General features: G+C 65.4%; 27 protein-coding genes and 1 pseudogene. 15 read left to right on the top strand and 13 right to left on the bottom strand.

All coding sequences use genetic code 11. From position 1 onward, the window contains the following. Positions 1 to 8 precede the first annotated feature (8 nt). Entirely contained in the window at positions 9 to 1,217 is a 1,209-nt protein-coding gene (locus ABZX86_RS38055; protein ID WP_355130965.1) for a hypothetical protein, read from the top strand. 206 nt (positions 1,218 to 1,423) lie between these two features. Then, the gene (locus ABZX86_RS38050; RefSeq protein ID WP_355130963.1) at positions 1,424 to 1,972 is read left to right on the top strand and encodes an NADAR family protein; all 549 of its coding nucleotides are present in this window, start codon (positions 1,424 to 1,426) and stop codon (positions 1,970 to 1,972) included. A 185-nt stretch (positions 1,973 to 2,157) separates the two neighbouring features. Here ABZX86_RS38050 and ABZX86_RS38045 read toward each other — a convergent pair whose 3' ends face one another. Next, a complete protein-coding gene (locus ABZX86_RS38045; protein WP_355130961.1) occupies positions 2,158 to 3,324 on the bottom strand; it encodes an FAD-dependent monooxygenase in 1,167 nt (388 codons plus the stop codon). Between the two features lie 106 nt (positions 3,325 to 3,430). Here ABZX86_RS38045 and ABZX86_RS38040 point away from each other — a divergent pair, with 106 nt between their 5' ends. After that, positions 3,431 to 4,009, top strand: a complete 579-nt coding sequence (locus ABZX86_RS38040) for a TetR family transcriptional regulator (protein ID WP_355130959.1) — start codon at positions 3,431 to 3,433, stop codon at positions 4,007 to 4,009. A gap of 92 nt (positions 4,010 to 4,101) precedes the next feature. On the opposite strand, the gene ABZX86_RS38035 is transcribed toward ABZX86_RS38040, so the two are convergent. Both ABZX86_RS38035 and ABZX86_RS38030 read right to left on the bottom strand, forming a co-directional pair. Next, positions 4,102 to 4,584, bottom strand: coding sequence for a hypothetical protein (locus ABZX86_RS38035; protein WP_355130957.1), 483 nt, complete (start codon positions 4,582 to 4,584; stop codon positions 4,102 to 4,104). Positions 4,585 to 4,675: 91 nt separating this feature from the next. Beyond that, the gene (locus ABZX86_RS38030; protein WP_355130955.1) at positions 4,676 to 5,512 is read right to left on the bottom strand and encodes a helix-turn-helix transcriptional regulator; all 837 of its coding nucleotides are present in this window, start codon (positions 5,510 to 5,512) and stop codon (positions 4,676 to 4,678) included. Positions 5,513 to 5,598: 86 nt separating this feature from the next. Here ABZX86_RS38030 and ABZX86_RS38025 point away from each other — a divergent pair, with 86 nt between their 5' ends. Then, on the top strand, positions 5,599 to 6,342 hold the full coding sequence (locus ABZX86_RS38025; protein WP_355130953.1) for an SDR family oxidoreductase: 744 nt from the start codon (positions 5,599 to 5,601) through the stop codon (positions 6,340 to 6,342). Positions 6,343 to 6,435: 93 nt separating this feature from the next. Here ABZX86_RS38025 and ABZX86_RS38020 read toward each other — a convergent pair whose 3' ends face one another. Beyond that, complete coding sequence (locus ABZX86_RS38020; RefSeq protein ID WP_355130951.1) at positions 6,436 to 6,957, bottom strand: L,D-transpeptidase; 522 nt, start codon at positions 6,955 to 6,957, stop codon at positions 6,436 to 6,438. Positions 6,958 to 7,115: 158 nt separating this feature from the next. Here ABZX86_RS38020 and ABZX86_RS38015 point away from each other — a divergent pair, with 158 nt between their 5' ends. After that, positions 7,116 to 7,409 (top strand): SRPBCC family protein, encoded by a 294-nt coding sequence (locus tag ABZX86_RS38015; protein WP_355130949.1) that lies wholly within the window; start codon positions 7,116 to 7,118, stop codon positions 7,407 to 7,409. Next, positions 7,366 to 7,500: a hypothetical protein gene (locus tag ABZX86_RS38010; RefSeq protein WP_355131091.1), complete on the top strand. Its 135-nt coding sequence runs from the start codon at positions 7,366 to 7,368 to the stop codon at positions 7,498 to 7,500. Before ABZX86_RS38015 ends, ABZX86_RS38010 begins: the two co-directional genes overlap by 44 nt. A gap of 63 nt (positions 7,501 to 7,563) precedes the next feature. On the opposite strand, the pseudogene ABZX86_RS38005 reads toward ABZX86_RS38010, so the two are convergent. Beyond that, positions 7,564 to 7,951, bottom strand: a pseudogene (locus ABZX86_RS38005) (ADP-ribose pyrophosphatase). A gap of 53 nt (positions 7,952 to 8,004) precedes the next feature. Next, entirely contained in the window at positions 8,005 to 8,910 is a 906-nt protein-coding gene (locus ABZX86_RS38000; protein WP_355130947.1) for a helix-turn-helix domain-containing protein, read from the bottom strand. 218 nt (positions 8,911 to 9,128) lie between these two features. Between ABZX86_RS38000 and cysD the strand changes: the two genes are divergently transcribed. The 6 genes from cysD to ABZX86_RS37970 all read left to right on the top strand — a co-directional run bounded on the left by cysD (position 9,129) and on the right by ABZX86_RS37970 (position 16,598). Further along, positions 9,129 to 10,034: a sulfate adenylyltransferase subunit CysD gene (cysD, locus tag ABZX86_RS37995; RefSeq protein WP_355131083.1), complete on the top strand. Its 906-nt coding sequence runs from the start codon at positions 9,129 to 9,131 to the stop codon at positions 10,032 to 10,034. Then, positions 10,034 to 11,920: an adenylyl-sulfate kinase gene (gene cysC / locus ABZX86_RS37990; protein ID WP_355130945.1), complete on the top strand. Its 1,887-nt coding sequence runs from the start codon at positions 10,034 to 10,036 to the stop codon at positions 11,918 to 11,920. The genes cysD and cysC overlap by 1 nt, the downstream gene beginning before the upstream one ends. A 33-nt stretch (positions 11,921 to 11,953) precedes the next feature. Continuing rightward, positions 11,954 to 13,153, top strand: a complete 1,200-nt coding sequence (locus ABZX86_RS37985) for a hypothetical protein (RefSeq protein ID WP_355130943.1) — start codon at positions 11,954 to 11,956, stop codon at positions 13,151 to 13,153. Continuing rightward, positions 13,150 to 13,944 (top strand): SDR family oxidoreductase, encoded by a 795-nt coding sequence (locus tag ABZX86_RS37980; protein ID WP_355130941.1) that lies wholly within the window; start codon positions 13,150 to 13,152, stop codon positions 13,942 to 13,944. The genes ABZX86_RS37985 and ABZX86_RS37980 overlap by 4 nt, the downstream gene beginning before the upstream one ends. 61 nt (positions 13,945 to 14,005) lie before the next feature. Next, a complete protein-coding gene (locus tag ABZX86_RS37975; protein WP_355130939.1) occupies positions 14,006 to 15,139 on the top strand; it encodes a sulfotransferase in 1,134 nt (377 codons plus the stop codon). Positions 15,140 to 15,245: 106 nt separating this feature from the next. After that, positions 15,246 to 16,598: a TIGR03118 family protein gene (locus ABZX86_RS37970; protein WP_355130937.1), complete on the top strand. Its 1,353-nt coding sequence runs from the start codon at positions 15,246 to 15,248 to the stop codon at positions 16,596 to 16,598. 65 nt (positions 16,599 to 16,663) lie between these two features. Here ABZX86_RS37970 and ABZX86_RS37965 read toward each other — a convergent pair whose 3' ends face one another. From ABZX86_RS37965 to ABZX86_RS37950, 4 genes are all read right to left on the bottom strand, one after another. Next, on the bottom strand, positions 16,664 to 17,488 hold the full coding sequence (locus tag ABZX86_RS37965) for an SGNH/GDSL hydrolase family protein (RefSeq protein ID WP_355130935.1): 825 nt from the start codon (positions 17,486 to 17,488) through the stop codon (positions 16,664 to 16,666). A gap of 58 nt (positions 17,489 to 17,546) precedes the next feature. Further along, positions 17,547 to 17,987, bottom strand: a complete 441-nt coding sequence (locus tag ABZX86_RS37960; protein ID WP_355130933.1) for a MarR family winged helix-turn-helix transcriptional regulator — start codon at positions 17,985 to 17,987, stop codon at positions 17,547 to 17,549. A 31-nt stretch (positions 17,988 to 18,018) separates the two neighbouring features. After that, entirely contained in the window at positions 18,019 to 18,396 is a 378-nt protein-coding gene (locus ABZX86_RS37955; protein WP_355130931.1) for a nuclear transport factor 2 family protein, read from the bottom strand. Positions 18,397 to 18,645: 249 nt separating this feature from the next. Then, positions 18,646 to 20,019: an alpha/beta hydrolase domain-containing protein gene (locus ABZX86_RS37950; protein WP_355130929.1), complete on the bottom strand. Its 1,374-nt coding sequence runs from the start codon at positions 20,017 to 20,019 to the stop codon at positions 18,646 to 18,648. Positions 20,020 to 20,918: 899 nt separating this feature from the next. Between ABZX86_RS37950 and ABZX86_RS37945 the strand changes: the two genes are divergently transcribed. Further along, positions 20,919 to 21,290 carry a hypothetical protein gene (locus tag ABZX86_RS37945; protein ID WP_355130927.1) on the top strand — a complete coding sequence of 124 codons (372 nt, stop codon included), beginning with the start codon at positions 20,919 to 20,921 and terminating at the stop codon, positions 21,288 to 21,290. A gap of 56 nt (positions 21,291 to 21,346) precedes the next feature. Here the strand turns inward: ABZX86_RS37945 and ABZX86_RS37940 are convergent, their stop codons facing one another. Then, positions 21,347 to 21,937, bottom strand: a complete 591-nt coding sequence (locus ABZX86_RS37940; RefSeq protein ID WP_355131081.1) for a QsdR family transcriptional regulator — start codon at positions 21,935 to 21,937, stop codon at positions 21,347 to 21,349. A 15-nt stretch (positions 21,938 to 21,952) separates the two neighbouring features. Then, on the bottom strand, positions 21,953 to 22,552 hold the full coding sequence (locus ABZX86_RS37935; RefSeq protein ID WP_355131079.1) for a QsdR family transcriptional regulator: 600 nt from the start codon (positions 22,550 to 22,552) through the stop codon (positions 21,953 to 21,955). 380 nt (positions 22,553 to 22,932) lie between these two features. Here ABZX86_RS37935 and ABZX86_RS37930 point away from each other — a divergent pair, with 380 nt between their 5' ends. Together ABZX86_RS37930 and ABZX86_RS37925 are read left to right on the top strand one after the other, a co-directional pair. Continuing rightward, a complete protein-coding gene (locus ABZX86_RS37930) occupies positions 22,933 to 23,142 on the top strand; it encodes a hypothetical protein (RefSeq protein WP_355130925.1) in 210 nt (69 codons plus the stop codon). A gap of 248 nt (positions 23,143 to 23,390) precedes the next feature. Further along, on the top strand, positions 23,391 to 25,409 hold the full coding sequence (locus ABZX86_RS37925; protein WP_355130923.1) for an ATP-binding protein: 2,019 nt from the start codon (positions 23,391 to 23,393) through the stop codon (positions 25,407 to 25,409). A gap of 83 nt (positions 25,410 to 25,492) precedes the next feature. Here the strand turns inward: ABZX86_RS37925 and ABZX86_RS37920 are convergent, their stop codons facing one another. Beyond that, positions 25,493 to 26,095 carry a YdcF family protein gene (locus ABZX86_RS37920; protein ID WP_355130921.1) on the bottom strand — a complete coding sequence of 201 codons (603 nt, stop codon included), beginning with the start codon at positions 26,093 to 26,095 and terminating at the stop codon, positions 25,493 to 25,495. Between the last annotated feature and the right edge of the window lie 48 nt (positions 26,096 to 26,143).

Raw genomic sequence — 26,143 nt, 5'->3', positions numbered from 1 at the left:
TCCGCGCCATGAGTTCTTCGGGCGGGGATATGAGGTTGGAGCGAAATCGGTTCGGCAACAAGGTGCTTGCGCAGGTACAGCAGTACGAGGGGATCGATTCGGCGGAATTCGATATCGAGGCGTTCGAGGTCGCATTCCGATTCCGGGATACCGGACACGGGAAGATAGTGCTGCACACGCTGTTCGAACGTTGTCAGGGGCAGCCTGATCAGGAGCGCCGGCGCCGGGTCGCCGATCTGCTGCAGGCGTTTCTGTCCGAGGGTGCGCCGGACACCTGGGATTCGGTGGTGGGGCGACTACGTCCGGTGCTGCGTGGATCCGGGCGTATTCACCTGGATTTCGAGGGTTTCGACAGCCGCCGGGTAATGGTGTGGCGGCCGGCGCTGCCGTATTTGATCGAGATGATCGTGGTCGACAATCCGAGCACGGTGCATTTTGTCACCACCGTTGATCTGCAGCGCTGGGGTGTGGACGCCGATCGGGTGTTCCGGTCCGCGCATATGAATATGGCGGGGCTGGCGATGAATACGCTGGAGACATTCGAACCCTGCACGGGGATCAGGGTTCTCGAATTCGCCGATGACGACGGCGAGAGTTATGTCGGGTCGCTACCGCTGCTCGGCGGTTGGCTGGCCGGTGTGCGGGCGCGGACGGGTGTGCGTCCGATGGTGTTGCTACCCGGGCATCTGGGGATGTTCGTGGTGCTGGGGGCGGCGGAGGAACAGCTGCCGATCTTCCTGGAAATGGCGGAGGAGAAATACGGCGAGGCCCTGCGGCCGCTCTCACCGCTGCCGTACACGGTGGACGAGGAGGGCGAGCTGGTGCCGCTGCGACTGCCGGAAGAGCATGCGGCCTGGCATGCGCTGCGGCGGCTCGAGGTGGGGCTGGCATCCAGTACCTATCGCAGCCAGACCGAACATCTACGCGCCGATCGGTTTCGGGAGGAAGCGGTCAGCGAACTCATGCATGTGCGTGCGCCCGATGGGACTTCGCACACTATGACGCCCTGGACCGACGGTGTTCCCACGCTGCTGCCGCAAGCGCACTTCGTCTGCATGGTGACCAGTGGTGGCGAGGTCGTCCGGGTGGCGTGGGAAGACGTTGTGGCGCATATCGATCTGACGCCGGTCGACGGGTACGACCCGCCCCGCTATCGAGTGAAGGACCACCCGTCAGCCGAGGTCATGGCCTGCCTGCGCACGCTGCCCGGCTACTGAGCCTGTTCGCGATATAGTCCGGTTCCAGTGCCTGTCATCTCGGCACGCTTTTGGCCGGGATCCACACCGGCTGTTGACCCGATGGTGTGTCGGGGTGCGAAGTCTCGCGAGGATCGTCCGGTTGGTCCCAGTTTCGGCGGCGGGTCCGGCGGTGTGGCGAATATTGAGTCGGAGGCTGTCATGGCGGTCGACTAGGGTCGGGATTTGTGGACAGGGCACAATTGACCGCCGAAATGGCGGCGGGGGCAACACCGGAATTCCTCTATTTCTGGGGGCATACGCGCACTCCCGGATACGAGGTGGGCAAGTGGGTTCTGAGCCAGTGGTGGCCGGTGGAATTCACCGTCGACGGCCAGACCTACCGCAGCGCAGAGCATTTCATGATGGGCGAGAAGGCCCGCCTCTTCGGTGACGAGGAGGTCCGCGACCGGGTGCTGGCCAGCGCCACCCCCGCCGACGCCAAACGCCTGGGCCGCGAGGTCCGCGGCTTCGACCAGACCACCTGGGTAGCCCACCGCTTCGATATCGTCATGCGCGGCAGCATCGCCAAATTCGGCCAGCACGACCCCCTCCGCGACTTTCTCCTCGCGACCCGCGACAAAATCCTCGTCGAAGCCGCCCCCCGCGACACCATCTGGGGCATCGGCCTGGGCGCCGAAAACCCAGCCGCCGCCGACCCCACCCAATGGCGCGGCGAAAACCTCTTGGGCTTCGCCCTCATGGAAGCCCGAGACGCCCTCGTCTCCGTAAGCTGACCACCCCCGGCACACCCACCCGAACTGACTTTCACGATCACCAGGAAATGGTGGCGGGTAGTTCTCGGGCGATGCTGCCATCAGTTCCTGGTGATCGGTTGTTCAACTGGATCCCAGTGCTATTGCGGGATAACGACATCCGCCCCCGGCCGAGGCTGGGGGCGGAGTTTTTGGTGGGGGTGGGGCTAGCGGGTGGAGAGCTCGGAGAGTTGGTGGGCGAGGGTGTTGCGGACTGCGGGGATGCGGGTTGCGGTGGTGATCAGGAGGTTTCGGAGAAGGCGGGCGGGGCGGGGGCGAAGGGTGGCCATGCGGGTCAGGCGGTCGGTGAATTTCACTACGCCGGCTGCTATTGGGCGGCGGGTGGTTTCGTAGGTGTCGAGGAGGTCGGGGGCGCCGTGCAGGGTGCGGGCCAGGAGGGTGCCGAGGAGGGCGGCGTCTTGGATGCCGGTGTTCATGCCCTGGCCGCCGGCGGGGCTGTGCACGTGGGCGGCGTCGCCGGCGAGGAAGACGCGGTCGGCGCGGTAGTGGTCGGCGAGGCGGTGGTGGACGCGGAAGCGTGAGCTCCACAGCACGTCATGGACTTTCACGTTCGAGTCGGGGCGGCGCTGGTCCAGGATCGCCTGCACATCCTCGAGGCTCGGCTTCTCGGGGGCCTCGGCGATCGTCGCGACTACGCGGTAGCGGGTGTCGGTCGCATCGGGCAGGGCCGCGACGACGGTGACGCCTTCGGGGGACAGGCTCAGGGAGACCTCGTTGCGCGGGTCGGGCCAGGTCATATGGATGTCGGCAAGGACAAAGGATTCCTGGTAGGTGGAACCGGTGAAGCCGATGCCCGCGGCCTCGCGGACCTTGCTGTGCATGCCGTCGGCGCCGATCACATAGTCCGCACGCAGGGAGCCCGCTCCCTCCGGGCCGGTGTATTCGAGCGTGACGCCACTACCGCCCTGGGTGAGACCGGTGACCTCGTAGGGGCGGTACACCTGCCCGCCCGCCTTCTCCAGCCGGGCCAGCAGGATGGCCTCGGTGGATTCCTGCCCGATCATCAGGGCGTAGGGGTACGGGGTGGGTAGCTTCGAGAACGAGACCCGGGCCAGTACGTGCTCGCCGTCCCGCATGACGAAGTTCGGGGTCTGGATGCCGTGTTCGATGAGCTGATCGGCAATTCCGTAGTCCGCCAGCACTTCCAGGGTGCGGGCGTGCACCACGACGGCCCGGGAGGTGTTCGCGCCCTCGGCCAGGCGGTCGAGCAGTACCACCTCGATGCCCGCGTCGGCGAGCGCGATGCCCGCGGTCAGACCGGCCGGACCCGCGCCGACGATGGCGACGGTGGTGGTGGCGGGAAGGGTGTTCATGTCGACTCCTCGAGCTTTGCCAACAACCGTTGGCCAACATCTGTTGACTTAAACATTAGGACCCCGTCGCGGGTGTGTCAACACTTGTTGGCCTACAGTCGTTGGCATGACAGCCGAGAGCACCCCGCGCCGATCCGACGCCACCCGCGCCGCGATCCTCGAAGCCGCGCGCCGGAGATTCGCCGAGGACGGGTTCCGGAAGGCGACCATTCGCGCCATCGCGGCCGACGCCGGAATCGACCCGTCGATGGTCATGCGCTACTACGGCAATAAGGACGGCCTGTTCGCCGCCGCCGTGGACATCCGCCTGGACCTGCCGGATCTCAGTGTCGCACAGCCGGATTCGCTCGGCGAAGTAATGGTGCGCCGCTTCCTCGCACTCTGGGAGGAGGCGCCCGGCAATGACATCATCCTGACCCTGATGCGCTCCGCCGTCACCGACGACACGGTCACCGACCGCGTCCGCCAAATCTTCGCCGAACAGGTCATGCCCTCGGTCCTCACCGTCGGCGACCCCGCCGACGCCCCCCGCCGCGCCGCCCTCATCGTCACCCAAATGCTGGGAATAGCCCTCTGCCGCTACGTCCTCCGCATCCCCCCGGTAGTAGCCCTGACCCCCGACCAACTGATCGCCGACATCGGCCCAACCATCCAGCGCTACCTGATCTCGAGCCCCACCGCCTGACCGTCGGTGCGGGGGATGAACGTCGTTGGTCATCCACTGCCCAGCGTCATTGCTGGGGCGCAACGGATTTCGGGGGCGGCGGGACGGGCGGGTCAGGTGAGGACGCCGTCTATGCAGAGGCCGGAGGAGCGGGTTGTCTGTGGGTGTACCGCGCCGGGGTCGAAGGTCCATTGGGAGATCGGGCCTGCGGATTTCCACAGCAGGCCGGCGTTGGTCTGGACCGCTTGGTAGACGTCGTCGGGGCCCGGGATGAATTGGTCGCCGACGCAGGTGTCCTCGTATTCGGTGCCGGGCTGGCGTGCGCCCGCACTGAATCTGCCCGACGGATTGGTGTCCGCGCCGGGGTTGGGCGCGGTGCTGAAAGCCGCCGCTTGCCCACGGGTCCAATAGGGCGTGGAGCCCTGTGATCCGCAGGTGTAGTGGGAGCCGCCCGCGCTCAGGTCCGTACCCTGCGGGTAGGCGGCGCCCGCCCAGAGGCAGGCGGGGCCGCCTTCCGTGCCGGTGTCGGCGGCGGTGAGGCCGAAGCTGCTCGCGGCTACCGCGAGCGAGGCGAGCAGTGTGAGAGATTTGAACATGAATGCACCCGTCAGCGAGAAATCCTGCGCCCGTGACGACTTCGGTGAAGTGCGGTGTGGCGCGGCTGTCGGTAAGAGATAGGGCGCCCGGTTACATCCCGGTCGTTGGGCGGGCGGCGGCCAAGGTGCGGAAGGCGGTGTCGGTGGGGGTGCCGGGGGTGGCGCAGTAGACGATCATGCGCTGGTCGGTGTCGGAGATGTGGAGGACCTGGCATTCGAATTCGAGGAGGCCCAGTGCGGGGTGGTCGATGCGTTTGTTGTGGCCGCGCCGGACCGCTACGTCGTGTGAGTTCCACATTTCGGCGAAACGTGGTGCGGTGCCGAGTAATTCGGTGAGCAGGCGGGCCAGGACTGGGTTGCCCGGATAGCGGGCGTAGGCGGAGCGCAGATCGGCGACGGTGGAGCGGGCGAAGTGCAGGATCGACTCGTCCGACCACTGCGGGTGGTCGCGGGACTGCAGGAACATCCAGCGGACCATATTGCGTTCATGGTCGGGATGGGCGTCGAGATCGCCGATGAAGGGGATGGCCTGCTCGTTCCAGGCGAGGATCTCGTAGCTGGCGTCCACGACGTACGCCGGCGTGGCGAGCGTATCCAGGATGATTCGAACCGACTGCGGGACAGTGCGATTCGGTCCGGCAACGGTCGGCGGATTCTCCCCGCCCATACGGAAGAGGTAGTCGCGCTCGTCCACCGTGAGGACCAGGGCCCGCGCCAGCGCCATCAGCACCTGCCGCGACGGTTTCGCCCCGCGCGCCTGTTCCATCCGGATGTAGTAGTCGACCGATATCCCGGCCAGCTGCGCGACCTCCTCCCGGCGCAATCCCGGCGCGCGCCGGTTGCTGCCGTCCGGCAGCCCGACATCACTGGGCCGCAATCGATTCCGCCTGGTGCGCAGGAAATCCGCCAGTTCGTTTCGATCCGCCATACCTCCAGTGTCGGCTATTTTCGCGCCGGATGGGTGGTACAACCTGGTCCTCCCCGCGGCCTCCTCCGGGGTTGATGCTTATGGACATGACTACAGCACTCATCACCGGAGCCAACAAAGGCATCGGATACGAAACCGCCCGCCAACTCGCCGCCCGCGGCATCACCGTTCTCGTCGCGGCCCGGGACAAGGATCTCGGCCAGGCCGCCGCCGACAAGCTGAAAGCCGAAGGCGCACAGGCGCATTTCGTGCAGCTCGACGTGACCGACGAGGATTCCATCGCCCGCGCCGCCGCCTGGATCGACGCCGAATTCGGCAGCCTCGACATCCTGATCAACAATGCCGGCATCAGCGGCACCTACGGTGAGAAGCCGTCGACCACCGCCGTCGCCTCGCTGCGCCGGGCCTACGAAACCAATGTCTTCGGCGTGGTGGCCGTGACCAACGCCCTGCTGCCGCTGCTGCAGCGCGCCGAAGCCGCCCGCATCGTGAACGTTTCCAGTGAGGTCGGCTCGCTCGAGCTCATGATGAACCAGGACGGGCCCATGTGGCAGATGGCTTCCATTCCCTACCCCACCTCGAAGACGGCGCTCAATATGGTCACCGCCATGTACGCCAAGGAGCTGTGGGACACCCCCATCAAGGTCAATGCGGCCAACCCCGGCTACACCGCCACCGATCTCAATCACAACACCGGCTTCCGTACCCCCTCGCAGGGAGCCGAGCCCTCCGTCCACCTCGCCACCCTCCCCGCAGACGGGCCGTCGGGTCAGCTGTGGGGCTACCAGTGGGGCGGCGGCGACGTCGAATACGGTCCGCTCCCTTGGTGATTGCAGGTCTCACCGCAAGCAAGCGCCCCGCCGAAGTTCTCGGCGGGGCGCTTGTCTGCGCGTGGTGCGGATGTATCTGTGCGTGGTGCGGATCTAGCGGACGACCTCGATCACATCGCCCGGGTTGACCCAGCGGTAGAGGGTTTCGGCGCCCTCCGGAGTCATGCGGATGCAGCCGTGCGACTTCTCTTCGATCGGGCCGATATGGGTGGCGATATCACCGTTGAAGAACACGGCCCACTTCATCTCGGCATTGTGCATGGTGCTCCAGTGGTACTCCTTCTTGGAGGCCACGTGGAAGACCCCGGGAGGTGTCTCGAACCCGGGTCGCCCGTGCGAAATGGGCGTGGGACCGTAGGTGACCTTGCCGTTCTCCATGAGCCAGGCCTCATTGTCGGACAGGCTCATGCAGACTCGGGCCCCTTCGGACGTGCAGGGGGCCGTGACCGGCGCGGGCGCCGGCGGCTGAATAATGGACGGCACGCCGGGGACATCGGGCCCGCCGGGCCATAGCGCATCGGCCTGGGCGGTACCCGCCATGGCGAGGGACACCGCCGCCATGCCGGTGAGTACCGCGGTACAGGCCGTGCGATTACGGAAATGATTGCCACTCATGACGTTCCAACCTCGCTCATCCAGGGGCGCAGCAGTGCGCGCCGGTGGTGGGGACCACCTTCTTGGTCATGCATAGGAACTATCACTGCATCTTAGGGGGCAGAAACGGGGATTCGGCCGTATTGCCACCGTTGAGAACCGGCGTGTACAGCGCTGAAGTGGAAGACTCACGCTTCATGTGGGAGTACGAATACAGCGCCGAGACCGATGTCGATCCGGAGGCGCTGTGGCGCAGTTGGTCCGATCCGGACCGGTGGCCCGAATGGAATCCGGGCATCGAAAGCTTCGAGCTGGACGGGCCTTTCGCCGTCGGGACGACATTCCGGATGACCTCACCGGAGGGTGACACCGTCGAACTGCGGTTCGTGGAGATCATCGAGGGCCGGCTCTGGGCCGACGTCTTCACCGGTGAGGGCTTCGAGATCCGCACCGATCACCGGACCCGCCGCTGATGCCGCGGGCCCGGAAATCGGCGCTCAGATCACCGCCGACTTCCCCGACGTCGTCGCCGGACTCATCAAGTACGCGGGCGCGGCGGAGTAACTCGGCTCGAGGACGCGGGCGCGGTGCAGTAGCTCAGCTCGATGAATGCGGGCGGGCAGGAGCTCAGCGGTTATCGCGCTCGTGCAGTAGCAGCAGCCCGTAGGCGGCGACCGTCTGTGCGTCGACGACCACGCCCTCGGTGATCATCGATTCCAGTTCGGCCCGGGAGAACCACGCCGCCCGCATGTCCTGTTCGGAGGGTTCGCGCTCGTGCGGACCCTCCGTCAACCCGGTCGCCAGGTAGATGCGGCCGTAGTGGGTGCTGGTGGCGGGCGCGGGCGCGACCCTCGACCAGGTGGAAGCGGTCGCCGTCCTGCGGCACGATGATCGCGAAATCGGACTTCTCGATCAGGGCGTAGATGGCCTGCTCCCCGTCGGGGCGGCGAATGATGTCCTCGCGGACTGTTATCCACTGGTTGGAGTAGATCTCGCGGGAGGTGAGGACGTCCATCCCGTGATCCTGCCCGAGTCCCGCCGCGCTGTCATCGGCGCCGGGCGGTGTTGTCATCGGCGCAGTGCGGTTCCGACCGTGGCGGCCGCGGTGACGGTGGCGGCGGCGAGGTCGCGCAGGCGGGCTGCGGGGAGGTGGGTGTCGGGGCAGGCGACGATCGAGGCGACCACGGTGCCGTCGGGGGAGAAGACGGGGGCCGAGACCGAGACGACGGCATTGTCCTCACCGAGTTCGTCGGGCAGGTAGTCGATGGTGATGAGCTCGGTGATCATGGCGCTGAGCCGATGCCGCAGCGGATCGGTGACCGGTGAATGCCGCAGTGCCGCAAGAGCTTCCAGCATGGGCGTGGAATCGTCGGCGAGACGCTCGACGGAGTAGCCGCGGGTGCGAATGGCATCGAGAACCGCATTCAGCCGCGGCCGATGCGCGGGTTCGGCGCCGGCCAGCCACTGCCGGCGGGCGGCCTCCGGAGCCCATGCGATGAATTCGCGGCAGACCGGCGGTGCGAAGGGCATACGGCGACCGGCCCGCATCCAATGCACCGACGGTGTGCCGATCATCTCGGTGATCAGGATCGAATTCTGCTCGCGCTCGGCGAGGAAGGCCGGAACCTGATGTGCCTGCGCCAATTCACGCATGGCGTCGGCGGCCAGGCGCCGGATGGGGAAGGCGGCCTCGGCGCGGCGCGCGACCGTCATCAAACCCAGGCCCAGGCAGTAATTGCCGTCCTCGTCGCGAATGGTCCAGCCGTCGGAGGTGAGCTGGGTCAGCACGGCGTGCGCGGTGGCGCGGGACATGCCGGTGCCGCGAATGATGCGCGCGAGCGAGAGATGTTCGGCCGGATGCCGGGACAGCAGTTCGATGGTCTGCACCACGCGCCGGGTGGGCGGGGAGACCGCATTCGATTCGCTGGTGAGCGTGTTTTCCGACAGCGCGGTGGCGGAGCTGATTTCAGACACGGTGACCTCTGCTGCTCGTACTTGCTGCGGCTTCCGGCGGGTGGGCGCCCGGATGTGACGTACCAATTCGGTGCGGGGTATTGACCGTCACAGGCTAGCGACCTATCGTCGGTGTCACATAATCGAACAATAGCGTCGAATATTCGACAACGCAAGCCCGGAGCGGACACCACCCGGACGGGCACGTTGCCGGAAGACGCGGCGAGTGAGTGAAGCGAATGCGCGCGGGATACGAGTTGTCGCACCTGGACGCCCTGGAGGCGGAATCGGTGCACATTATTCGAGAGGTTGCCGCCACCTTCGAACGGCCGGTGCTGCTGTTCTCCGGCGGTAAGGACTCGGCGGTCATGCTGGAACTGGCGCGGCGGGCGTTCTGGCCCGCACCGCTGCCCTTTCCGCTGATGCACATCGATACGGGGCGCAATTTCGACGAGGTCATCAACTTCCGGGATCAGACGGCCGAGCGCCTGGGCGCGCAGCTGCTGGTGGGCCGGGTGCAGGACGATATCGACGCCGGCCGGGTCACCGAGGTCGCGGGGGAGACCCGCAATCGGCTGCAAACCGCCACGCTGCTGCGCAGCATTCGCGAGGAGCGCTTCGACGCGGTCTTCGGTGGCGCCCGGCGTGATGAGGAGAAGGCGCGGGCCAAGGAGCGGGTGTTCAGCTTCCGCGACGAGTTCGGCGCGTGGGATCCGCGGGCGCAGCGCCCCGAGGTGTGGAGCCTCTACAACGGCGCGCACCGCAAGGGCGAGCACATTCGCGTCTTCCCGCTCTCGAACTGGACCGAGCTCGATATCTGGGAGTACATCGATCGCGCCGAGGTGGCGCTGCCGTCGCTGTACTACGCGCACCGTCGCAAGGTGATCGAGCGCGATGGAATGCTTTTGGCGGACAACAGATTCCTGACCGCGCAGCCCGGCGAGCGGGTGTTCGAGACCACCGTGCGCTTCCGCACCCTGGGCGATGCCGACTGCACCGGCTGCGTCGAATCCGATGCCGCCAATGCCACCGACGTGATCGCCGAAACCGCGGTCACCCGCCTCACCGAGCGCGGCGCCACCCGCGCCGACGACCGAATCTCCGACTCCGGCATGGAAGATCGCAAGCGAGAGGGCTACTTCTGATGCGCCGCAACCTTTTACGGCTCGCCACGGCGGGCAGTGTCGACGACGGCAAATCAACCCTCATCGGGCGCCTGCTGTTCGACTCCAAATCGTTGTTCACCGATCAGCTCGACGCGCTCGAGCGGGTCAGCCTGGCGCGTGGCAGCGGTCAGCCGGATCTGGCGCTGGTCACCGACGGGCTGCGCGCCGAGCGGGAGCAGGGCATCACCATCGATGTCGCGTACCGCTACTTCACCACTCCGCGTAGGAAATTCATCATCGCGGACACCCCGGGGCACGTGCAGTACACCCGGAACATGGTGACGGGCGCGTCCACCGCGGATCTGGCGCTCATTCTGGTGGATGCCCGCAAGGGCGTCTCCGAGCAGACGCGCCGGCACGCCTTCCTGTCGTCGCTGCTGGGCGTCGGGCACCTGGTGCTGTGTGTGAACAAGATGGATCTGGTCGACTGGTCCGAGCAGCGCTTCGAGGAAATCCGTTCGGAATTCGCGGATTTCGCGACCAAGCTCGATGTCGGCGACCTCAGTTTCCTTCCGCTCTCGGCGCTGCACGGCGACAATGTGGTCGATATGTCCGAGCACACACCGTGGTACCCGGGGCCGACGCTGCTACGGCATCTCGAAGAGGTGCACATCGCCTCCGACCGCAACCTAATCGATACGAGACTGCCTGTGCAGTACGTGATCCGCCCGCACGGCGAGAGCCAGCGCAGTTATGCGGGCACCATCGCGGGCGGCATCTTCAAGCCCGGCGATGAGGTGGTGGCGCTGCCGTCGGGCCGCACCAGTCACGTGACGGAGATCTGGGGACCGGGCGGCAGCAAGATCGAGGAAGCGTTCGCCGGTATGGCGGTCTCGCTCACTCTCGACGACGAAATCGATATCGGCCGTGGGGATATGCTCGCCCGGCCCGGCAATCAGCCGCATCAGGATCGTGAGATCGACGCCATGGTGTGCTGGTTCTCCGATACCGCGCAGCTGCGCGCGGGCAATGACTACAGCATTCGCACCGCCACCCAGAACTCGAAGGTGCGGGTCACCGAGCTGGACTACCGGCTCGATGTGAACACCCTGCACCGGCAGACGGAGGCGGATCAGCTGGCGCTCAATGACATCGGGCGCGTCACCCTGCACACCCGGCAGCCGATCATGTTCGACCCGTACCGGGACAATCGCGCCACCGGCAGTTTCATTCTCGTCGACGAGACCACGAATCAGACTGTGGCAGCGGGCATGATCACCGCCCGGACGCCGGGTCTCACCGAGGCCACCAGTGATCGCGGACATCGCGCCACGGGACGGCGGCCGCGGGCGAATGTGGTGTGGCACAACTCCGCGGTGGAGCGCACCCAGCGGCTGAGCGAAGGTGCGACGATCTGGCTGACGGGCCTGTCCGGATCCGGAAAATCCTCCATCGCAGTGGAATTGGAGCGGCAGCTGATCGCCTCCGGGCGACCCGCCTATCTGCTCGACGGCGACAATCTGCGGCACGGGCTCACCAGCAATCTCGGGTTCACCGATGAGGACCGCCGGGAGAACATCCGCCGCGTCTCCGAAACCGCCGCGTTGTTCGCCGATGCGGGCACCATTGCCATCGTCTCGCTGATCAGCCCGTTCCGGGAACAGCGGCGTGATGCGCGAAAGCTGCACGCGGGCAAGCATTTGCCGTTCCACGAGATCTTCGTGGACACTCCGCTCGAGGAGTGCGAGCTGCGCGATCCCAAGGGTCTGTACAAGCGCGCGCGTTCGGGGGAGCTGCCCGAGTTCACCGGCATCTCCTCACCGTATGAGCGGCCCGAGTACGCCGAACTCACCATTACTCCCGATCAGGGCACCCCGGCCGAGGTCGCCCTGCGCATCCGCACCGAACTCGGCCTTATCTCCTAGGCCCCATCTCTCAGAAGGAAGTGCTGACGCCTGATGGAACCCACTAACGACCAGGCCGAACTACCGCTGACCGAGCCTTTCCTGGCCGCGGTCGCGGAGGCCGAGAAGCTCATCGCCGGAGCGGAATTCATCCGCGACGAGCATGACCTCGCCGAGGGCTACGACTATCTGCAGGGCAGTATTGCCGCGGTACTGCAGCTTTCGCGGGCGCACGGCAAATCGCACCCGTACTTCGTGACCTCCACCGGGCCGTATACCAAGATGGGCCTGGATAATCCGGACACGCTGTACTACCACGCCACCGTCGATCCGGACGGCGAATACCTGCTCACCGGTGTGCGCGGAAATACGGCCGACCTGAGCTTCCAGGTGCTCAAGGGCGATTACACCGCCACCGATGTGCCCAATGGCGACGATGCCTTCGACGACCGGCGGCTCGAGATCGCCGCGGACGGCAGCTATCAGCTGCGGTTCGGCCCGCCCAAGGAGAATCCGGGGCCGAACTACTTCGTGCTCGGCGAGGGCGCGTCCATGCTCGCGGTGCGAGAGGTGTACAGCGACTGGGCGACTGAGCGCAAGGGCAGTATTCGGATCGAGCGGGTCGACACCATCGGCACCGCGCCGGTCGAGGCCGATGTGACCGCCTTGCGCAAGCGGTACCGCGCGGCGGGCCGCATGCTTCTGACCCGGGTGAACACCTGGTTCAACTTCCCCAAGTGGTTCTATCTGAACCTGCCGGTCAATACCCTGACCGAACCCCGGCTCACGCCGGGTGGTTTGAGCACGCAGTACTCCTCGGTGGGGCATTTCGAGCTCGAGGACGATCAGGCGCTCATCATCACCGTGCCGAAATCCGATGCGCCGTACCAGGGTTTCCAGCTCGGCAGCCGCTGGTACATCTCGCTGGACTACTCCAACCACCAGACCAGCCTCAATCATGCTCAGGCACAGGTCGATCCGGACGGCCTGATTCGCATGGTGGTCTCCGCGCGCAATCCCGGGATCGCCAACTGGATCGAGACCACCGGGCGCAAGCTCGGCATTCTGCAGTTCCGCTGGCAGCGGGTGTCCGCACCCATTACTCCGGAGCAGGGGCCCACCATCGAACTGGTGCCCTTCGACAAGGTGGCCGAACGGCTGCCGCACTTCGCGCACAATCAGATCGACGAGGCGGGCTGGCGTGATCGAATCGCCACTCGTCAGCGGGCTTTCGCAGGGAGGATGCTGGGATGACCAGGCTCAAAACGGGACTGCTCAACGACAAGGTTGTCGTCATGAGCGGCGTCGGACCGGGCCTGGGCCGGTCCATCTGCCTGGAGGCCGCGGCGGCGGGCGCGAAGGTGGTGCTCGCGGCGCGTACCGAATCCAAGCTGAAGGAAGTGGCGGCCGAGATCGAGGCCGAGGGCGGTGAAACGCTGTGCGTGCCTGCCGATATCACCGATGACGAGCAGGTGCAGAACCTGCTCGCGCGCAGCGTGGAGACCTTCGGCAAGGTTGATGTGCTGGTGAACAACGCGTTCTCGGTGCCGTCCATGAAGCCGCTGGCGCGCACCGACTTCCAGCAGATTCGCGACAGCATCGAACTCACGGTGCTCGGCGGGCTGCGAATGACGCAGGCGTTCACCGAGGTGCTCACCGAGACCAAGGGCAATGTCGTCATGATCAATTCGGCGGTGCTGCGGCACTCCGAGCCCCGCTACGGCAGTTACAAGGTCGCCAAGTCGGCGCTGCTGGCCATGTCGCAGACGCTGGCGACCGAGCTGGGGGAGAAGGGTATTCGCGTCAATACCGTTGCTCCCGGCTACATTTGGACCGAACAGCTGAAGTGGTACTTCGGCGAGATCGCCAAGAAGTACGGAATCACGCAGGAACAGGTGTACCAGCAGACCGCCTCCAAATCCGATCTCAAGCGGCTGCCGCTGCCCGATGAGATCGCCCAGGCCGTCGTCTTCCTCGCCTCGCCGTGGGCCAATGCCATCACCGGCCAGACCCTCGACGTCAACTGCGGCGAGTACCACGTCTGATTACGAACGACCGGGAGTCCCTGCGCGACAGGGGCTCCCGGCTCCAGAAGGAGTTCTACCTATGAGCGCACGCACCTCCGTCGGCACCGTCGAGGATCTGCACGCCTCGGCCACCCGGGTCTGCGGCCTCGAAGATTTCGGCTCGGACGACTACCTGGAGGGCCTGAGCGTCCTGCTGGAGTCCTACCAGCGCGATGCCGGGCTCACCGAGCTCGGCTCCAAGATGAGCCGGTACTTCCTGCGCGGGGCGCTGGTCGCCCGGGCACTGAGCGAGGCCTCCTGGAAGGCCAATCCCGGTTATGCCGAAACCTCGGTCGCCAGGCCGATTTTCGTGACCGGCCTGCCGCGCACCGGCACCACCGCACTGCATCGGCTGCTGGCGGCCGATCCGGGGCATCAGGCGCTGGAGATGTGGCTGGCGGATTTCCCGCAGCCGCGGCCGCCGCGCGACACCTGGGCCGACAATCCCATCTACCAGCGCATCGACGCCGGATTCGCGCAGCATCGCATCGAGAATCCGGAATTCATGGGCGTGCACTACATGAGCGCCGCCGATGTGGAGGAGTGCTGGCAGCTGCTGCGCCAGACGATGAAATCCATCTCCTACGAATCGCTGGCCTACCTGCCGACGTACTCGCAGTGGCTGCGCAAGCAGGACTGGACCGACTCCTATACGCGGCACAAGAAGAATCTGCAGCTCATCGGGCTCGGTGACAGCCGGCGCTGGGTGCTCAAGAATCCGAGCCACCTGTTCGCGCTGGATGCGCTCATGGCGGTGTACCCGGATGCGCTCATCATCCAGACCCATCGTGATCCGGTGACGATCGTCGGGTCCTCGTGCAGCCTCTCCGATCAGGCGGCGGCGGGCTGGTCCACCACCTTCGTCGGCGACAAGATCGGTGCGACGCAGCTGGAGCTGTGGTCGCGCGGGCTCCACGAATTCACCGCCGCGCGGGCGCGCTACAACCCGGAGCAGTTCATCGATATCGAGTTCGACGAGCTGCGCGCCGATCCGATGGGGACCGTGGAGAAGATCTACACCGCCTTCGGACTGGAGTTCTCCGATCCGGCGCGCGCCTCGATGGGTTCGCTCGATGAGGAGAGCAAGAGCGGTGACCGCAGGCCCGTTCACCGGTACTCGCTGGCCGACTACGGCTTGACCGAAGAGCAGGTCAGGGCGGCATTCGACGCCTGACGGGAGTCCTGAGTCCTTCCAGATATGGTTAGCGTCACCTAAACCAGTTATGGTTAGCGTCTCCTAACCGTGGGGTCACGCGGTCTGGACTGGAAGGACGAGGGAATTGAACGGACGCTGGAACGACGCCCCGGTGCGCAAGAACCTGATGCGCATTACCGCGGTCGGCGCGGCGCTATTGCTCGCTGCGGCCTGCTCGAAATCGGAGCCGGACGCCACCGATGTGAAGTCGCTGGACGGGAACCACTACTCGCAGATCAATCTGGCTGCGAACAAGGATTCCTACAAGGCGCAGTTCACCTATCCCGATATGGTGAATGCCTGGGGCATCGCCGATCGGCCCAAGGGTGCGGGCGGCCACTTCTGGGTTGGCGCGGGCGGCAAGTCCTTCCAGTTCGTCGGTGATGTCACCAAATCGTCGGATGCCAAGTACCAGAAGATGTTCCAGGATCCGCTGAAGGTCGTCACGGTGCCGGGCGCGGATGCCGTGGTCGGCGATGACGACGACAGCGAGGGCAAGACCACGGGGGTCATCTTCAACCCGGCGCCCATCACCTCCGATATCTTCGCCGTGCACGATCAGCCGGTCAGCTATGACGGCAAGGATGAAAAGCTCACCGGTTCGGCGCGTTTCATCTTCGCCACCGACTCCGGCAAGATCTCCGGCTGGACCGAACAGGGCGCCACGCCCGGCGCGGTGGTGCGGCACGACGGTCCGGCCGTGCTCGAATTCGACGGCACCGCACAGGGAATGAGCTTCAAGGGCATTTCCCTGAGCCCCGACGGCAGCAAGCTGATCGCCGCCGATTTCGGCTCCGACCCGCAGGTCCGCACCTTCGACAAGGACTGGAAGCTGGTGTCCACCACCGGTTTCGCCAATCCTTTCGCCACCGGTGACGCCGTCGACCCGGCCGACGCGAGCAAGGGCAAGAAGGTGAAGATCGGCGATCCCGCGCCGTTCAATGTCGCCACCATCGGCAACCGCATCTTCGTCACCTACGCCATTACGCAGGCCGACGAGAAGGACGCCACCAAGATCTACAAGGGCGAAGAGAACAAGCTCGACAAGGATCAGGAAGCCTCCGCCAAGGGCAAGCCCGAAAAGGGCAAGGTCGCCGAGTTCGATGCCAGCGGCAAGCTGGTCCGCACCCTCGACGACGGCGGCCGCTTCAACGCCCCCTGGGGCGTGGCTCTCGCGCCGCAGGGCTTCGGCCCGCTCTCCGGAAAGCTGCTGGTAGGCAACTTCGGCGGCGCCGGCCGCCTGCTCGCCTTCGACGACTCCACCGGCAAGTTCCAGGACTACGCCCGGGACACCGACGGCAAGCCCATCGCCATCGACGGCCTCTGGGGCCTGCTCTTCGGCAATGGTGAAAGCCTCGGCGACACCGACGCGCTGTACTTCACCGCCGGGCCGAAGGATGAGACCGATGGCTTGTTCGGCAGCCTGCGCCTGAAGTAAACCGACGCTGTAATACGAAGGCCCCGAGTCGTATTCGACTCGGGGCCTTCGCGTCGGTACGGCGATTATCGGGCCGGCTGTGCCAGTTTCGCCACCACCTCGACCGTGACGGCTTGCTGACCAGCCAGGGTCAGGTGTACGCCGTCATCGAGATGTAAACCGCTACCAGAGAAGGGCATGGTGGCCTGCAGGGCATCGACGGCCGGTTCCGGCTGGTCCGACATGATCTTTGCGGTGTCAGCCATATCGGCTGTGGCCCAAGAGATTCCAGCTCGTTGAAAATGCAAGAAGGCGGCCGCTCTGCTCTCGTCCACCGCTGCCGGCGTGAGCCAGACCCATTGCGCGGAGGTGAGTTCGAGCGCTCGGCCGCGCAGCAGAAGTAGGTTGCGGGCGGTCTCGTCGGCGCTGACCAGCCTGGTTCGGGCGCTGCCCAGACGCTGCGCGTCATTGGCGCCGAGCTGGCACAGCACCCAGTCGGGACGCTGGAAGCTCAGGGCGGGTAGCATTGTCAGCGCTTGTGTTGTGGTGCAGCCGGTTACGGCCGCATTCGTCAGCTCGATGGCGTCATCCGGACGGCGGATTGCGAGCAGCTGACGCAGAATCTCGAACCAGGACAGGCGATCTGCGGTGGAGCTTTCCCCCAGCGCCAATACATGCTGACCCGGTTCGAAGGGCAGTCGATCCACCTGTGCGGCGAGCTGCGCATCTTCCAACAGGGCTTCGGCGGCGCTGCGGGTCTGATCGACGAATCCCGCACGCAGGTCACGGTATTGGAGCAGGTCGAGGTCGAAGAGTGCGGCAATACGGGCTTCATCGAGCCCATTCAAGTAGGGCAACGCCTTCTCCGGCTGCTGGAACCGCACCAGCTTCGCGATCAACTCGGCGTTCATGGGTTACTCCAATTCACTTCGGACGGCGCCGACGTCCGAAATGACCTTGCATCTGAGGTCAGGGGACAATCGGCGTGGTGATATTGCGCTGCAATCGATCGAGCAGGCTCGTGAGAGTGTCGATCTCGGCGTCACTGAATCCGGTACGCAGGCGCTGATCGTGGGCGGTGGCCGCACCGGCAAGCTGGCGGAACAAACTCTCGCCGGCGTCGGTGAGCTCCACCTGATGAACCCGGCGGTTGCTGGGATCCCGGCGGCGGGTGACCAGGCCGTTGCTCTCCATCGCATTGAGGTGATGGGTGAGGGTGGCGCCCTCGATGCCCACCGCCTTCGCGAGTTCCCGCTGATTGCCGAGTTCCTGCGTTTTCAAGGTCAGGAGGATCAGCCAGACCGGCATCGAGCCACCCGCGGCCGCCAGCGTCTCATCGAAGGCGCGGCTGACCGTTTTGGCTGTACGAGCCAGGGCTAGGCCGACGGGTGTTCCAGTGGGTCTTGGCATTCCCTCAACGTACCTCGATGGATCCGCGCCGCTAGGGTCCGACGCTGGTACTCAGGTGCAGTCCCGCCAGTAGCCAGCCACCGTCCCGCAAGATCGCGAAGTGCGTGCTCCGGAAGCGGCCATTGGCGGGATTGCCCTGGTATTCGCCGTCCTGGACGTACCGGCCGATCGCGAGCGCGGCGGTGCCGTAGTCACGCACGCCGATCTCGTCCTGCCACGTCACGGATCGAATGTGGAGGGCGCCGGTGCGGAAGCGATCCAGCCACGCGGGCTTGTCGAGTACGAAGCCGGCGGGACCGACCACCTCGAAATCGGGCGTGGACATCTCATCCAGTGCCACAACATCTTCGAGCTGTTCGGCCTCGGCCCAGCGCCGGCACAGTTCGCGTACCTGATCTTGTGTGTTCACTGCTGTTCCTTTCGCGGATGTGCGTTGATGAGCAGACCCATCGCGGTTCTCCTCGGTCGTCTCAACCCGAGATAAACGTTAGATATCGAACGATTAGATGTCAATTGATTAGCCCGACCGAATGCCTGCGACTTCTTCGCCCGCGCCGCACGGCCAAGCCGTGTCTCCGGCGCCAATCCGCGAGCATCACTTGCGAATTCACCGACGCCACAAGTTCGAGCGCGGTGACCGCCGGCAGATCGGTGGTGGTTACCGGGGTGCGTGCTCGGGGCTCGATGGTTGATTCGCGGCTGCCAGGGCGAGGATTTCCGGTACGTCCTCAGCCAGCAGGAAGCCTGCCGTGACCGTCTTGTCGGTTGCCGCTCGGAATGCCGCGAGGTAGTTGTCGGGAGGGGGTCCCGGGAGTGGTCGCGTGCAACCGAACATGATCGCCGGGCCGCCGCCATCCTGTCCGAGACCGGACAGCACTGCCAGTGGCACGTCCATCCACGGCGTGCGGATACCGCCCAGCGCGTTGCCATGGACGTCCAGCACCAGTTCCCCGGCGGACACCGTGAGCCGATCTGCTTGTGCCGGAGCGGGTCCGCCGTCGGCCCAGTGGCACAGCGCCGCGATAGCTTGCTGCACGACGTAGTGGTGTTGTGGCCCGGAATTGATCGGCTCGGGGAATTCGACGCCCAGCGGATTGCGTCGTGGCGCCATCCGCTCGGCCAGTTCCTCGGCGGTCAGCGAGCCCGAGTCGGTGAATGACGCACCGACGGTGTAGGAGTCCGCGTGGGCGGCGCCGGCCAGCTCCCAGAGCCGGAACCGGTCCGAGTCGGGCTGGCGGGAGCCGATCGAGCGCATGAGGCCGACCACGTCGGTCTCGGTTTGGAGCACGAGCACCGGCGCGGTCGAATCCGCGCGGACCCGCGTGCCGCCGTCCAGCGCGTCGGGGTCGCCGAAGTCAGCCAGCGTGGCAGGGCGGCCGGGCCGCCCGTCGATGAGGTAGGCGTCGTAGGGTGAGCCGTGCGGCGCAATGGCATTCACGAAAGTGACGAGCGTGGCCGCGGATTGTGACTGCCCGGCCGCGAGCAGTTGCCGAGTCCCGGCCAGCAGCGTTCGAATCACCGCTCCCGCCTGCCGGTAGATGTCGTAGCAGTAGGCATCCCCAGGATGGGAAAGATCGGCGTACCGCACCGGATCCGCCTGCTTCAGCGGTGGCAGCAGGACCGAGTTCCAGGTGTCGTCCTCCTGGGCGGCCGCGGCCATGACGCTGCCGCCGTGGATCGGGGCGTACTGCGCGGAGACCCCGATCCAGGCCATCCGGGCCCGGAGGAGATGCCGATGTGCCAGCAGCCAGATCGGCGGCGTGTCCGCACCGGAGGAGGCGTTGAGCCACTCCACGACAGCCGTCCCGGAGTAGCCCTCCACCGGCCGGTAGACCACGAGTCTGGTCGTGAACGGTGCGAGGCCGTCCGGCTCGGTCGCCCACTCCCCGTCGTCACCGGCCGGCCCGGTCAGGCGGTAGGACCCGGCGGTGCCGGACAGGAAGTACTCCTCAGCGACGTAACCGACATCGGCCAGTGGGAAGAACGTCGAGATCAGGTTGGTCTGACCCGCCACCGGACCGGAGAGCTCCATCTCGAAACCCTAACAAGTGCTTGGTTTTTCGACAATCGCCGAACTATCTTCAGTGACTTTGTGCCGGCCGATTCGATCGGCGCGCCACTGTCAGGCCAAGCCGGAGTGACCCGCCCGATGCCGAATCGGCGCGCGGGATCGACTCGGGTGTGGAGCTTCCAGCCGGCTTCGCCCAACCAGCCTGCGGGCAGTTGCAGCAGCGTGAAGAACTGCCTGATTTCTGTGTCAGTCATCCGTACGCCGGAGGTGTCTGCCATATCCAGAGACTAGGTGCGGTACGTGCCGAATCGCGATCGCGTTCACCCCCTTGCGCTTACGGTGCCGCCGGTGCGGCCACCGAACCGAATCGGCCAGCGCGGCACCTTTGAAGATCAACCGTCCGTGGGCATTCGGCGCCGGCCAAACGCCCTGCTGAATGCGGGACCTATGTCGTTCGAATCCGAGCTGCGGGCGAAGCTCGGCGGCGATTCGCTGAATCACGCCCCAGCGACGTGTTGTCACATTCGAGATGCCGATGGAACTCGTCGGCCGACAGCGAGGGTGGTGCAGCACGGCGGTAGTGAGATCGCCGGGGCGGGTTGGGGTCGCCTGATTTCGATCCAGGCGCGGACCGTCCCGGTCGGCCGGTTCCACTGCCGGGCAACGGGTTGCCGAAATGTGCAGGCGGCCAACGATTATGGGGCACGAACCAGCCGCTCGAGTAGATGCGAACGATGAGGTGAATAGCCCGGCGGGCAGAGTCGAAGGCCCAGCTGCCGAGTTTGGAATTCAACTGACCAGTTCGCAAAAGCGCAGATCGGAGCGTTGATAGCTATTGCGGTTGAAACACGATGGGGTTAGTGTCTCGGCAGAGCAGAGACACAATAGTCAGTGTGTCTCATCGTGTTTGAGGAGTTGTTATGGCACCGACCCCGTTGGAGATCGCGAGGGCGGTTTCGGTCCAGCGTGATCCGGGAATGGCAGGCGGTCCCGGCGATAGTCTCGTGGTCGCTGCGGACAACCGAATCGAAGCGCGCACGCTGCGGGATGTGGCCCAGGACATGGAGGCCGCGGCGATAGAAGCGGGCGATCGATCCGAAGCGGGCCCCGGCCGGGTTTTCGCCGCGCAGCGCGCTGCGGCAGCGCACGAGCTGGCCGTGGCGGCGGAGCTCGACAAGGGCCCGCCGAGTACGGGCCACTTCTCTGACGCGGTCGGGGAAACCTTCCTTCCGCGGCAGGCCGGGGTCTTCCGATGCAGCTGCGGTTGCCGGGGCTGGCGAACGTCGTGGTGATCGCAAAGAAGACGCGATCGGACACCGGCGCACCGCATCCCGTGGCGAGCGCGCCGCTATCGGCGCTTCGTGGGCGGGTAGCTCAGTAGGCGTTCGATGATGATCACGGCGGCGGGTATATCGGCCGGGTCGCCGGTGATGAGTTCGCGATAGTAGAAGGATTCACTCACCCGCTGTACGGCGTAGGCGAGTGTGGTGATGTCGATATCGGGCGGCACCCCGACCTCGCGCTCGATCAGAAAGGCGATCGCGCCGATGAAGCGGTGTTGCACCACACCATGTTTGGACGTCATGACACGCAGGGCGGTTTCGGTGTGCTGCGAGACGAAGACCTGCATGGCGGGCATGCTCGCGCTGTGCTGCGTCACCGCGCCGATCGTCTTCGCGACGGCCTCCGCGCCGCGGCCGCGGTACTGCGGCGCGGATTCCCTGATGATCGTCACCGCTATCGCCCACAGCACTTCACCGAGGATCCGATCGCGATCGCCGTAGCGGCGATAGATCGTGGCGCGGCCGATACCGGCTTCCTTGGCCAGCAGCCGAAGGTCGAGCCAGCCATCGCGCAGGAACATCGCGGTTGCGACCTGCAACAGCGGATCGTCCGGTGGAAACGGCTCCGGCTCCGGCACCTTCGACTCCCGAGACATCACGTGTGCAGTGTTTCATGGAACCTGGTCCGCCACGGGAAACGTGCGACGATAGTCGAGCAGCCGCTTGATGATCACGGTCGCGGCGGCGAAGTCCGGGGGATCGCCGGTGATGAGCTCGCGGTGGTAGAACGATTCGCTGACTCTGACTACGGCATAGGCGAGGCTTTCGGCGTCGATATCGGGTGGGTCCCCGATCTCGAGCGTGATGAGCAGGGCGATCGACGCGATCAACCGCTGCTGTACGACACCGTGGCCGGAGGCCATGACTCGCAGCGCGGTATCGGTGTGTTCGCTGACGAATCTGCGCACTGCCGGCATCTCGGCCACTGCCCGTAGCGATCTGCCGATCGCTTCCGCGATTCCGTCGGCGCCTCGGCCTTGGAAGTCCCCCCACTCACCCTCCCCTATGGCGAGGAGCGTTGCCCACACCACCTCGCCGAGGATTCGATCACGGTCGCCATATTTGCGATAGATCGTGGCGCGCCCGATACCGGCCTCTTTCGCCAGCAACCGGGCGTCGATCCAGCCATCTCTCTGGAACATCGCGATCGCGACTTTCATCACCGGATCGTCCGAGGCGAAGGGGGTCGACGGAGCGGGGATATGAGACATCACTGCCGCAGTGTTTCACGGAATCGAGGGGGTGTGCATAGCGCGGGCCCTTCGGCGGCCGCGCACCAGGCGATCTTCCGCGCTTTGTGCTGGTCGTCGTACCTGTCGCTGATCCGCCATCGACCGATCGTTTCAATCCTGTTGCAAGAGCACGCATTCCATACGTCAGGGGCTTGTCTCGCGCGACTGTTGCACCTGGGACACGAATGGGATAGTGTCTCAGAATCGGAGACACAATAGTAACTGTGTCTCGGTGACTGTCGGCGAACGGGCCCGCGGGGAGCTCATTCGCACGAAATAACTCTTTGCATTTTTTGATCCGACCACAGGATTGGCTCGTCGGCCATCCGTAAATCCCGTAAGGCGACATGGTGCACTTCATGTCCATTCCTGATGCACGCGCAACTGTAAAGCTCCGTCATATTCGTATCGAATCAGGCGAGTTACTACTCGACTACAACGCTCCGGCCGAACAAGCGGTAAGTATTGCTAATGAAATCGGCAGATTAACCTCCGACATTATTGTGACCGTCGACGACAATGTCGACGAAGAATTCCCCTTCCTCCCCTGTGCGCGGCTTTGGACGTAGCAAGGGTTCGTCAGTGCCTCGCTGGTGTCGGCAACGGCGCAATGCCGGGCGTGCGGACGTTTGCGTTCGGGGTTGGTGCGGGCGCAGCGTGCAACCGGATCGGCGAACGGCATCTGACATCAATGGCCTTGTAGGCCAACACTATTCGTGACTCTGTGTGACCGCAGCTCGCTGCGGCATCTCCCTGGGGGATGCCCTTGATCCGTGCACAGCAGCTGCCGGTCGCGCGGAACGGTTCGAGAGAGCCGATGGGAGAGACTGAAGTGTATGTAGACCGCTGGGACGGCCGTGACGATGTGGCGACCCCGGAGACGGCATCGTCGGAGCGCGACGATGAGGTCGAGGATCGATTACCCGCGTCGCGGGGTCCGTCGCGATGGAGTCTCGAGCGCTGGAGGCTACGCCCGAAAGTCGCTGTGGTAGCTGTCTTCCCACTGATTGTCGCTCTCACGCTCGGCTCGATTCGACTCTCCGGCGAGATTCGTGAAGCGGTCCACCTCACCGGAGCCGCCAAGCATGTGGACAGCTTGCACGCTCTCATCGCGACCGAGTCCGCTGCGGCAGCCGTGGAAGGCCGAGCTGCGGCGGGCACGATGGTGTCCACCGATCTCGCGGCGCTGGACACGGCGCTCTCGGAATTGAATCAGGTGCGCCGAGAACCCGGACTGCCCCAGCGGGCCGCAGCGGCGATGGCGGACATGTACGACGCGGCGCTGCAGGTGCACGGGGCCAGTGCGCGCTCGCCGGTGCCGCTGGAGCTGATGCTCCAGGCGCAGCGGACCATCGCGACGGATGCCGATGCCGCTGTGGAATCGGTACTGGCGCCGATGAACTCGATCGAGGTGATCGAGGACAAGAACTGGCTGCTGGATCTGTGGGCGGCACGCCGGCAGGTGTTCGCGGTCGGGGCGGCCCTGGTCGTCATCATCCGAAATCCCAGTACTCCCGACAGCGTATTGATCGAGGCGAACGGTGCGAATGCCGCACTACTGGACAGGGTGGGCCACTATTACCGCAGCGATGACGCGCGTATTGCCTCCCTGCACAAGGGTTTGACCACCGAAGCTCCGCTGTTGGCCCAGGTGCGCGCGGCGCTCCCCGATGGCCCGGCGGCGATTCGCGATGTCGGCTTCGGTGATTCGCTGGCCAAAGACCAAGGCATTTACGACCAGTTGGTCGATGAGGCCGCAGACACCCTCGCGACCACGGTCGCCGCACGAGTGTCCGGCTCGCGCAGTGCGGCCGTGCGGGACGTCGCGGTATTGCTGTCGACCCTGTTGGTCGGTGTGGTGATTGCCTCTCTGGTGTCCATCGCACTGCTGCGACCGCTGCGCAGGCTGCACGACAGTGCTCGGCGGGTCGCCGAAGTCGAGCTTCCGGAGGAAGTCGAGCAGATCAACGCGGACACTGCCGACGATGTCGTGTTCTTCACGCCGGTGCCCGTGTACTCCGATGAGGAGATCGGGCGAGTGGCCAGGGCGGTGGACGACATCCACGGTCAAGCGCTGCATCTGGCCGGTCAGCAACGGCAGCTGCGGCTGATGGTGAACGATCTGTTCGATGCGCTGGCACGGCGGACGAAGTCGCTGCTGGACCGCCAACTGCAGCTGATCGACGCACTCGAGGAGAACGAAAAAGATCCGGCCCGCCTGGCGAGCCTGTTCCAACTCGATCACCTGGCGACCCGAATGCGACGCAACGGTGACAGCCTGTTGGTCCTGGCAGGTAAACCCCGGCCGCGGGAACGGCGGCCGGCGGTGTCGATCGGGGACATCCTGCAAGCCGCGGCATCCGAGGTCGAGCAGTATCAGCGAGTCCACATCATGCCCGTATCGGACGCGGCGGTGACCGGGGGCGCCGCGGTCGACATCGTCCACCTCGTCGCGGAACTGTTCGACAACGCACTGCGCGCCTCGCCGCCGCACAGTCAGGTGTCTGTGCTGTGTGAACGTACGCGTGAGGGTGGCATCATCATCGAAATCATTGATCACGGTATCGGGATCGGCGTCGCGGATCTCGAGATGCTCAACGAAAGGCTTTCCTGCACACCGGAAATCGAGCCGGATACCGCACGGCGCATGGGTTTGTTCGTGGTCGGCCGGCTCGCCGAACAACACGGTGTCACGGTGAGCTTGCGCTCCTCGGTGAGCGGCAGGATCGGATCCGGGATCACCGCCGTCGTCATCCTCCCCCCGCTGCTGCTCCGAACCATCGGCCAGGGCAGCGAGCCGGGCTCAGCTACGGCCGGCCGGCCGCTGACCAGATGAGGGCAGCCGTCCGGCCTCCCGCTTTGACCGAACTCCAGGTGAGCCGCGCTTGTTCGGGACGGCCGGCGCCGCACCGCGGAGGATCAACGGGAGAAGGCATCCAGCGGCGTCCGATCGCGCGCGTCCTTCAACCAGCCATAGAGTGCGAGCGGGGGTTTGAGCGGCAACCATTCGCCGAACCGGTACTCGCCACCCGAGACCAGGCGGCGGCCCAGGTCCGGACGCTGTCGCCAGAGATAGCGTCTGGCCTTCTCGGCGTGAAATGGCAGCGACACGATCTTGATCCTGTCGACGTCCTCCAGGTAGGGGATCGCGAAACTGATGTTCTCCCAAGTGGTTCGACTCTGTTCCTCCAGGATGACCTCGCCGCGATACGTGCACGCGCCGGTGGCGTACTGAGCCAGCAGCGACGCCTCGGAGTACGCGCCTGCGCATGCTCCGCCGCACAGGATGAGCCGAGTATCGGTGGCAGTCGGATCGATGGACCGCAGCCCCGCACGCGCACGCCACCTATTCATGAGATTGGCGCGGTCGCCGGCATTGCGATACCCCAGGACGACAACGGCTTCGGAGCCGCCCGGGACATTTCCGGTGAACCTGCGAGATGCGCGCCAGTTCTCCAGTTCACCCCACACCGCGGCCAGGATGAGACCGCCGCCGAAGAAGACCCAGGTCCGATTGCTCACCGATCCAGCCAAGCACACACGTCGACGAACTGATCGAACGAACCTCCT

The sequence above is a fragment of the Nocardia sp. NPDC006630 genome (assembly GCF_040611495.1).
Lineage (GTDB): Bacteria > Actinomycetota > Actinomycetes > Mycobacteriales > Mycobacteriaceae > Nocardia.
The sequence above is the reverse complement of the archived record's forward strand: the minus strand, read 5'-3'. Positions and strand labels throughout refer to the sequence as shown.

Coding starts and splice junctions, on each gene's coding strand:
- ABZX86_RS38020 (WP_355130951.1), bottom strand. CDS start 6,957: ATGAGTGGCAATCATTTCCGTAATCGCACGGCCTGTACCGCGGTACTC.
- ABZX86_RS38040 (WP_355130959.1), top strand. CDS start 3,431: ATGACAGCCGAGAGCACCCCGCGCCGATCCGACGCCACCCGCGCCGCG.
- ABZX86_RS37985 (WP_355130943.1), top strand. CDS start 11,954: ATGGAACCCACTAACGACCAGGCCGAACTACCGCTGACCGAGCCTTTC.
- ABZX86_RS38055 (WP_355130965.1), top strand. CDS start 9: ATGAGTTCTTCGGGCGGGGATATGAGGTTGGAGCGAAATCGGTTCGGC.
- ABZX86_RS38025 (WP_355130953.1), top strand. CDS start 5,599: ATGACTACAGCACTCATCACCGGAGCCAACAAAGGCATCGGATACGAA.
- ABZX86_RS37945 (WP_355130927.1), top strand. CDS start 20,919: ATGGCACCGACCCCGTTGGAGATCGCGAGGGCGGTTTCGGTCCAGCGT.
- cysD (WP_355131083.1), top strand. CDS start 9,129: ATGCGCGCGGGATACGAGTTGTCGCACCTGGACGCCCTGGAGGCGGAA.
- ABZX86_RS38030 (WP_355130955.1), bottom strand. CDS start 5,512: ATGGCGGATCGAAACGAACTGGCGGATTTCCTGCGCACCAGGCGGAAT.
- ABZX86_RS37940 (WP_355131081.1), bottom strand. CDS start 21,937: ATGTCTCGGGAGTCGAAGGTGCCGGAGCCGGAGCCGTTTCCACCGGAC.
- ABZX86_RS37975 (WP_355130939.1), top strand. CDS start 14,006: ATGAGCGCACGCACCTCCGTCGGCACCGTCGAGGATCTGCACGCCTCG.
- ABZX86_RS38045 (WP_355130961.1), bottom strand. CDS start 3,324: ATGAACACCCTTCCCGCCACCACCACCGTCGCCATCGTCGGCGCGGGT.
- ABZX86_RS37950 (WP_355130929.1), bottom strand. CDS start 20,019: ATGGAGCTCTCCGGTCCGGTGGCGGGTCAGACCAACCTGATCTCGACG.
- ABZX86_RS37930 (WP_355130925.1), top strand. CDS start 22,933: ATGTCCATTCCTGATGCACGCGCAACTGTAAAGCTCCGTCATATTCGT.
- cysC (WP_355130945.1), top strand. CDS start 10,034: ATGCGCCGCAACCTTTTACGGCTCGCCACGGCGGGCAGTGTCGACGAC.
- ABZX86_RS37965 (WP_355130935.1), bottom strand. CDS start 17,488: ATGAACGCCGAGTTGATCGCGAAGCTGGTGCGGTTCCAGCAGCCGGAG.
- ABZX86_RS38035 (WP_355130957.1), bottom strand. CDS start 4,584: ATGTTCAAATCTCTCACACTGCTCGCCTCGCTCGCGGTAGCCGCGAGC.
- ABZX86_RS37935 (WP_355131079.1), bottom strand. CDS start 22,552: ATGTCTCATATCCCCGCTCCGTCGACCCCCTTCGCCTCGGACGATCCG.
- ABZX86_RS37980 (WP_355130941.1), top strand. CDS start 13,150: ATGACCAGGCTCAAAACGGGACTGCTCAACGACAAGGTTGTCGTCATG.
- ABZX86_RS37925 (WP_355130923.1), top strand. CDS start 23,391: ATGGGAGAGACTGAAGTGTATGTAGACCGCTGGGACGGCCGTGACGAT.
- ABZX86_RS37960 (WP_355130933.1), bottom strand. CDS start 17,987: ATGCCAAGACCCACTGGAACACCCGTCGGCCTAGCCCTGGCTCGTACA.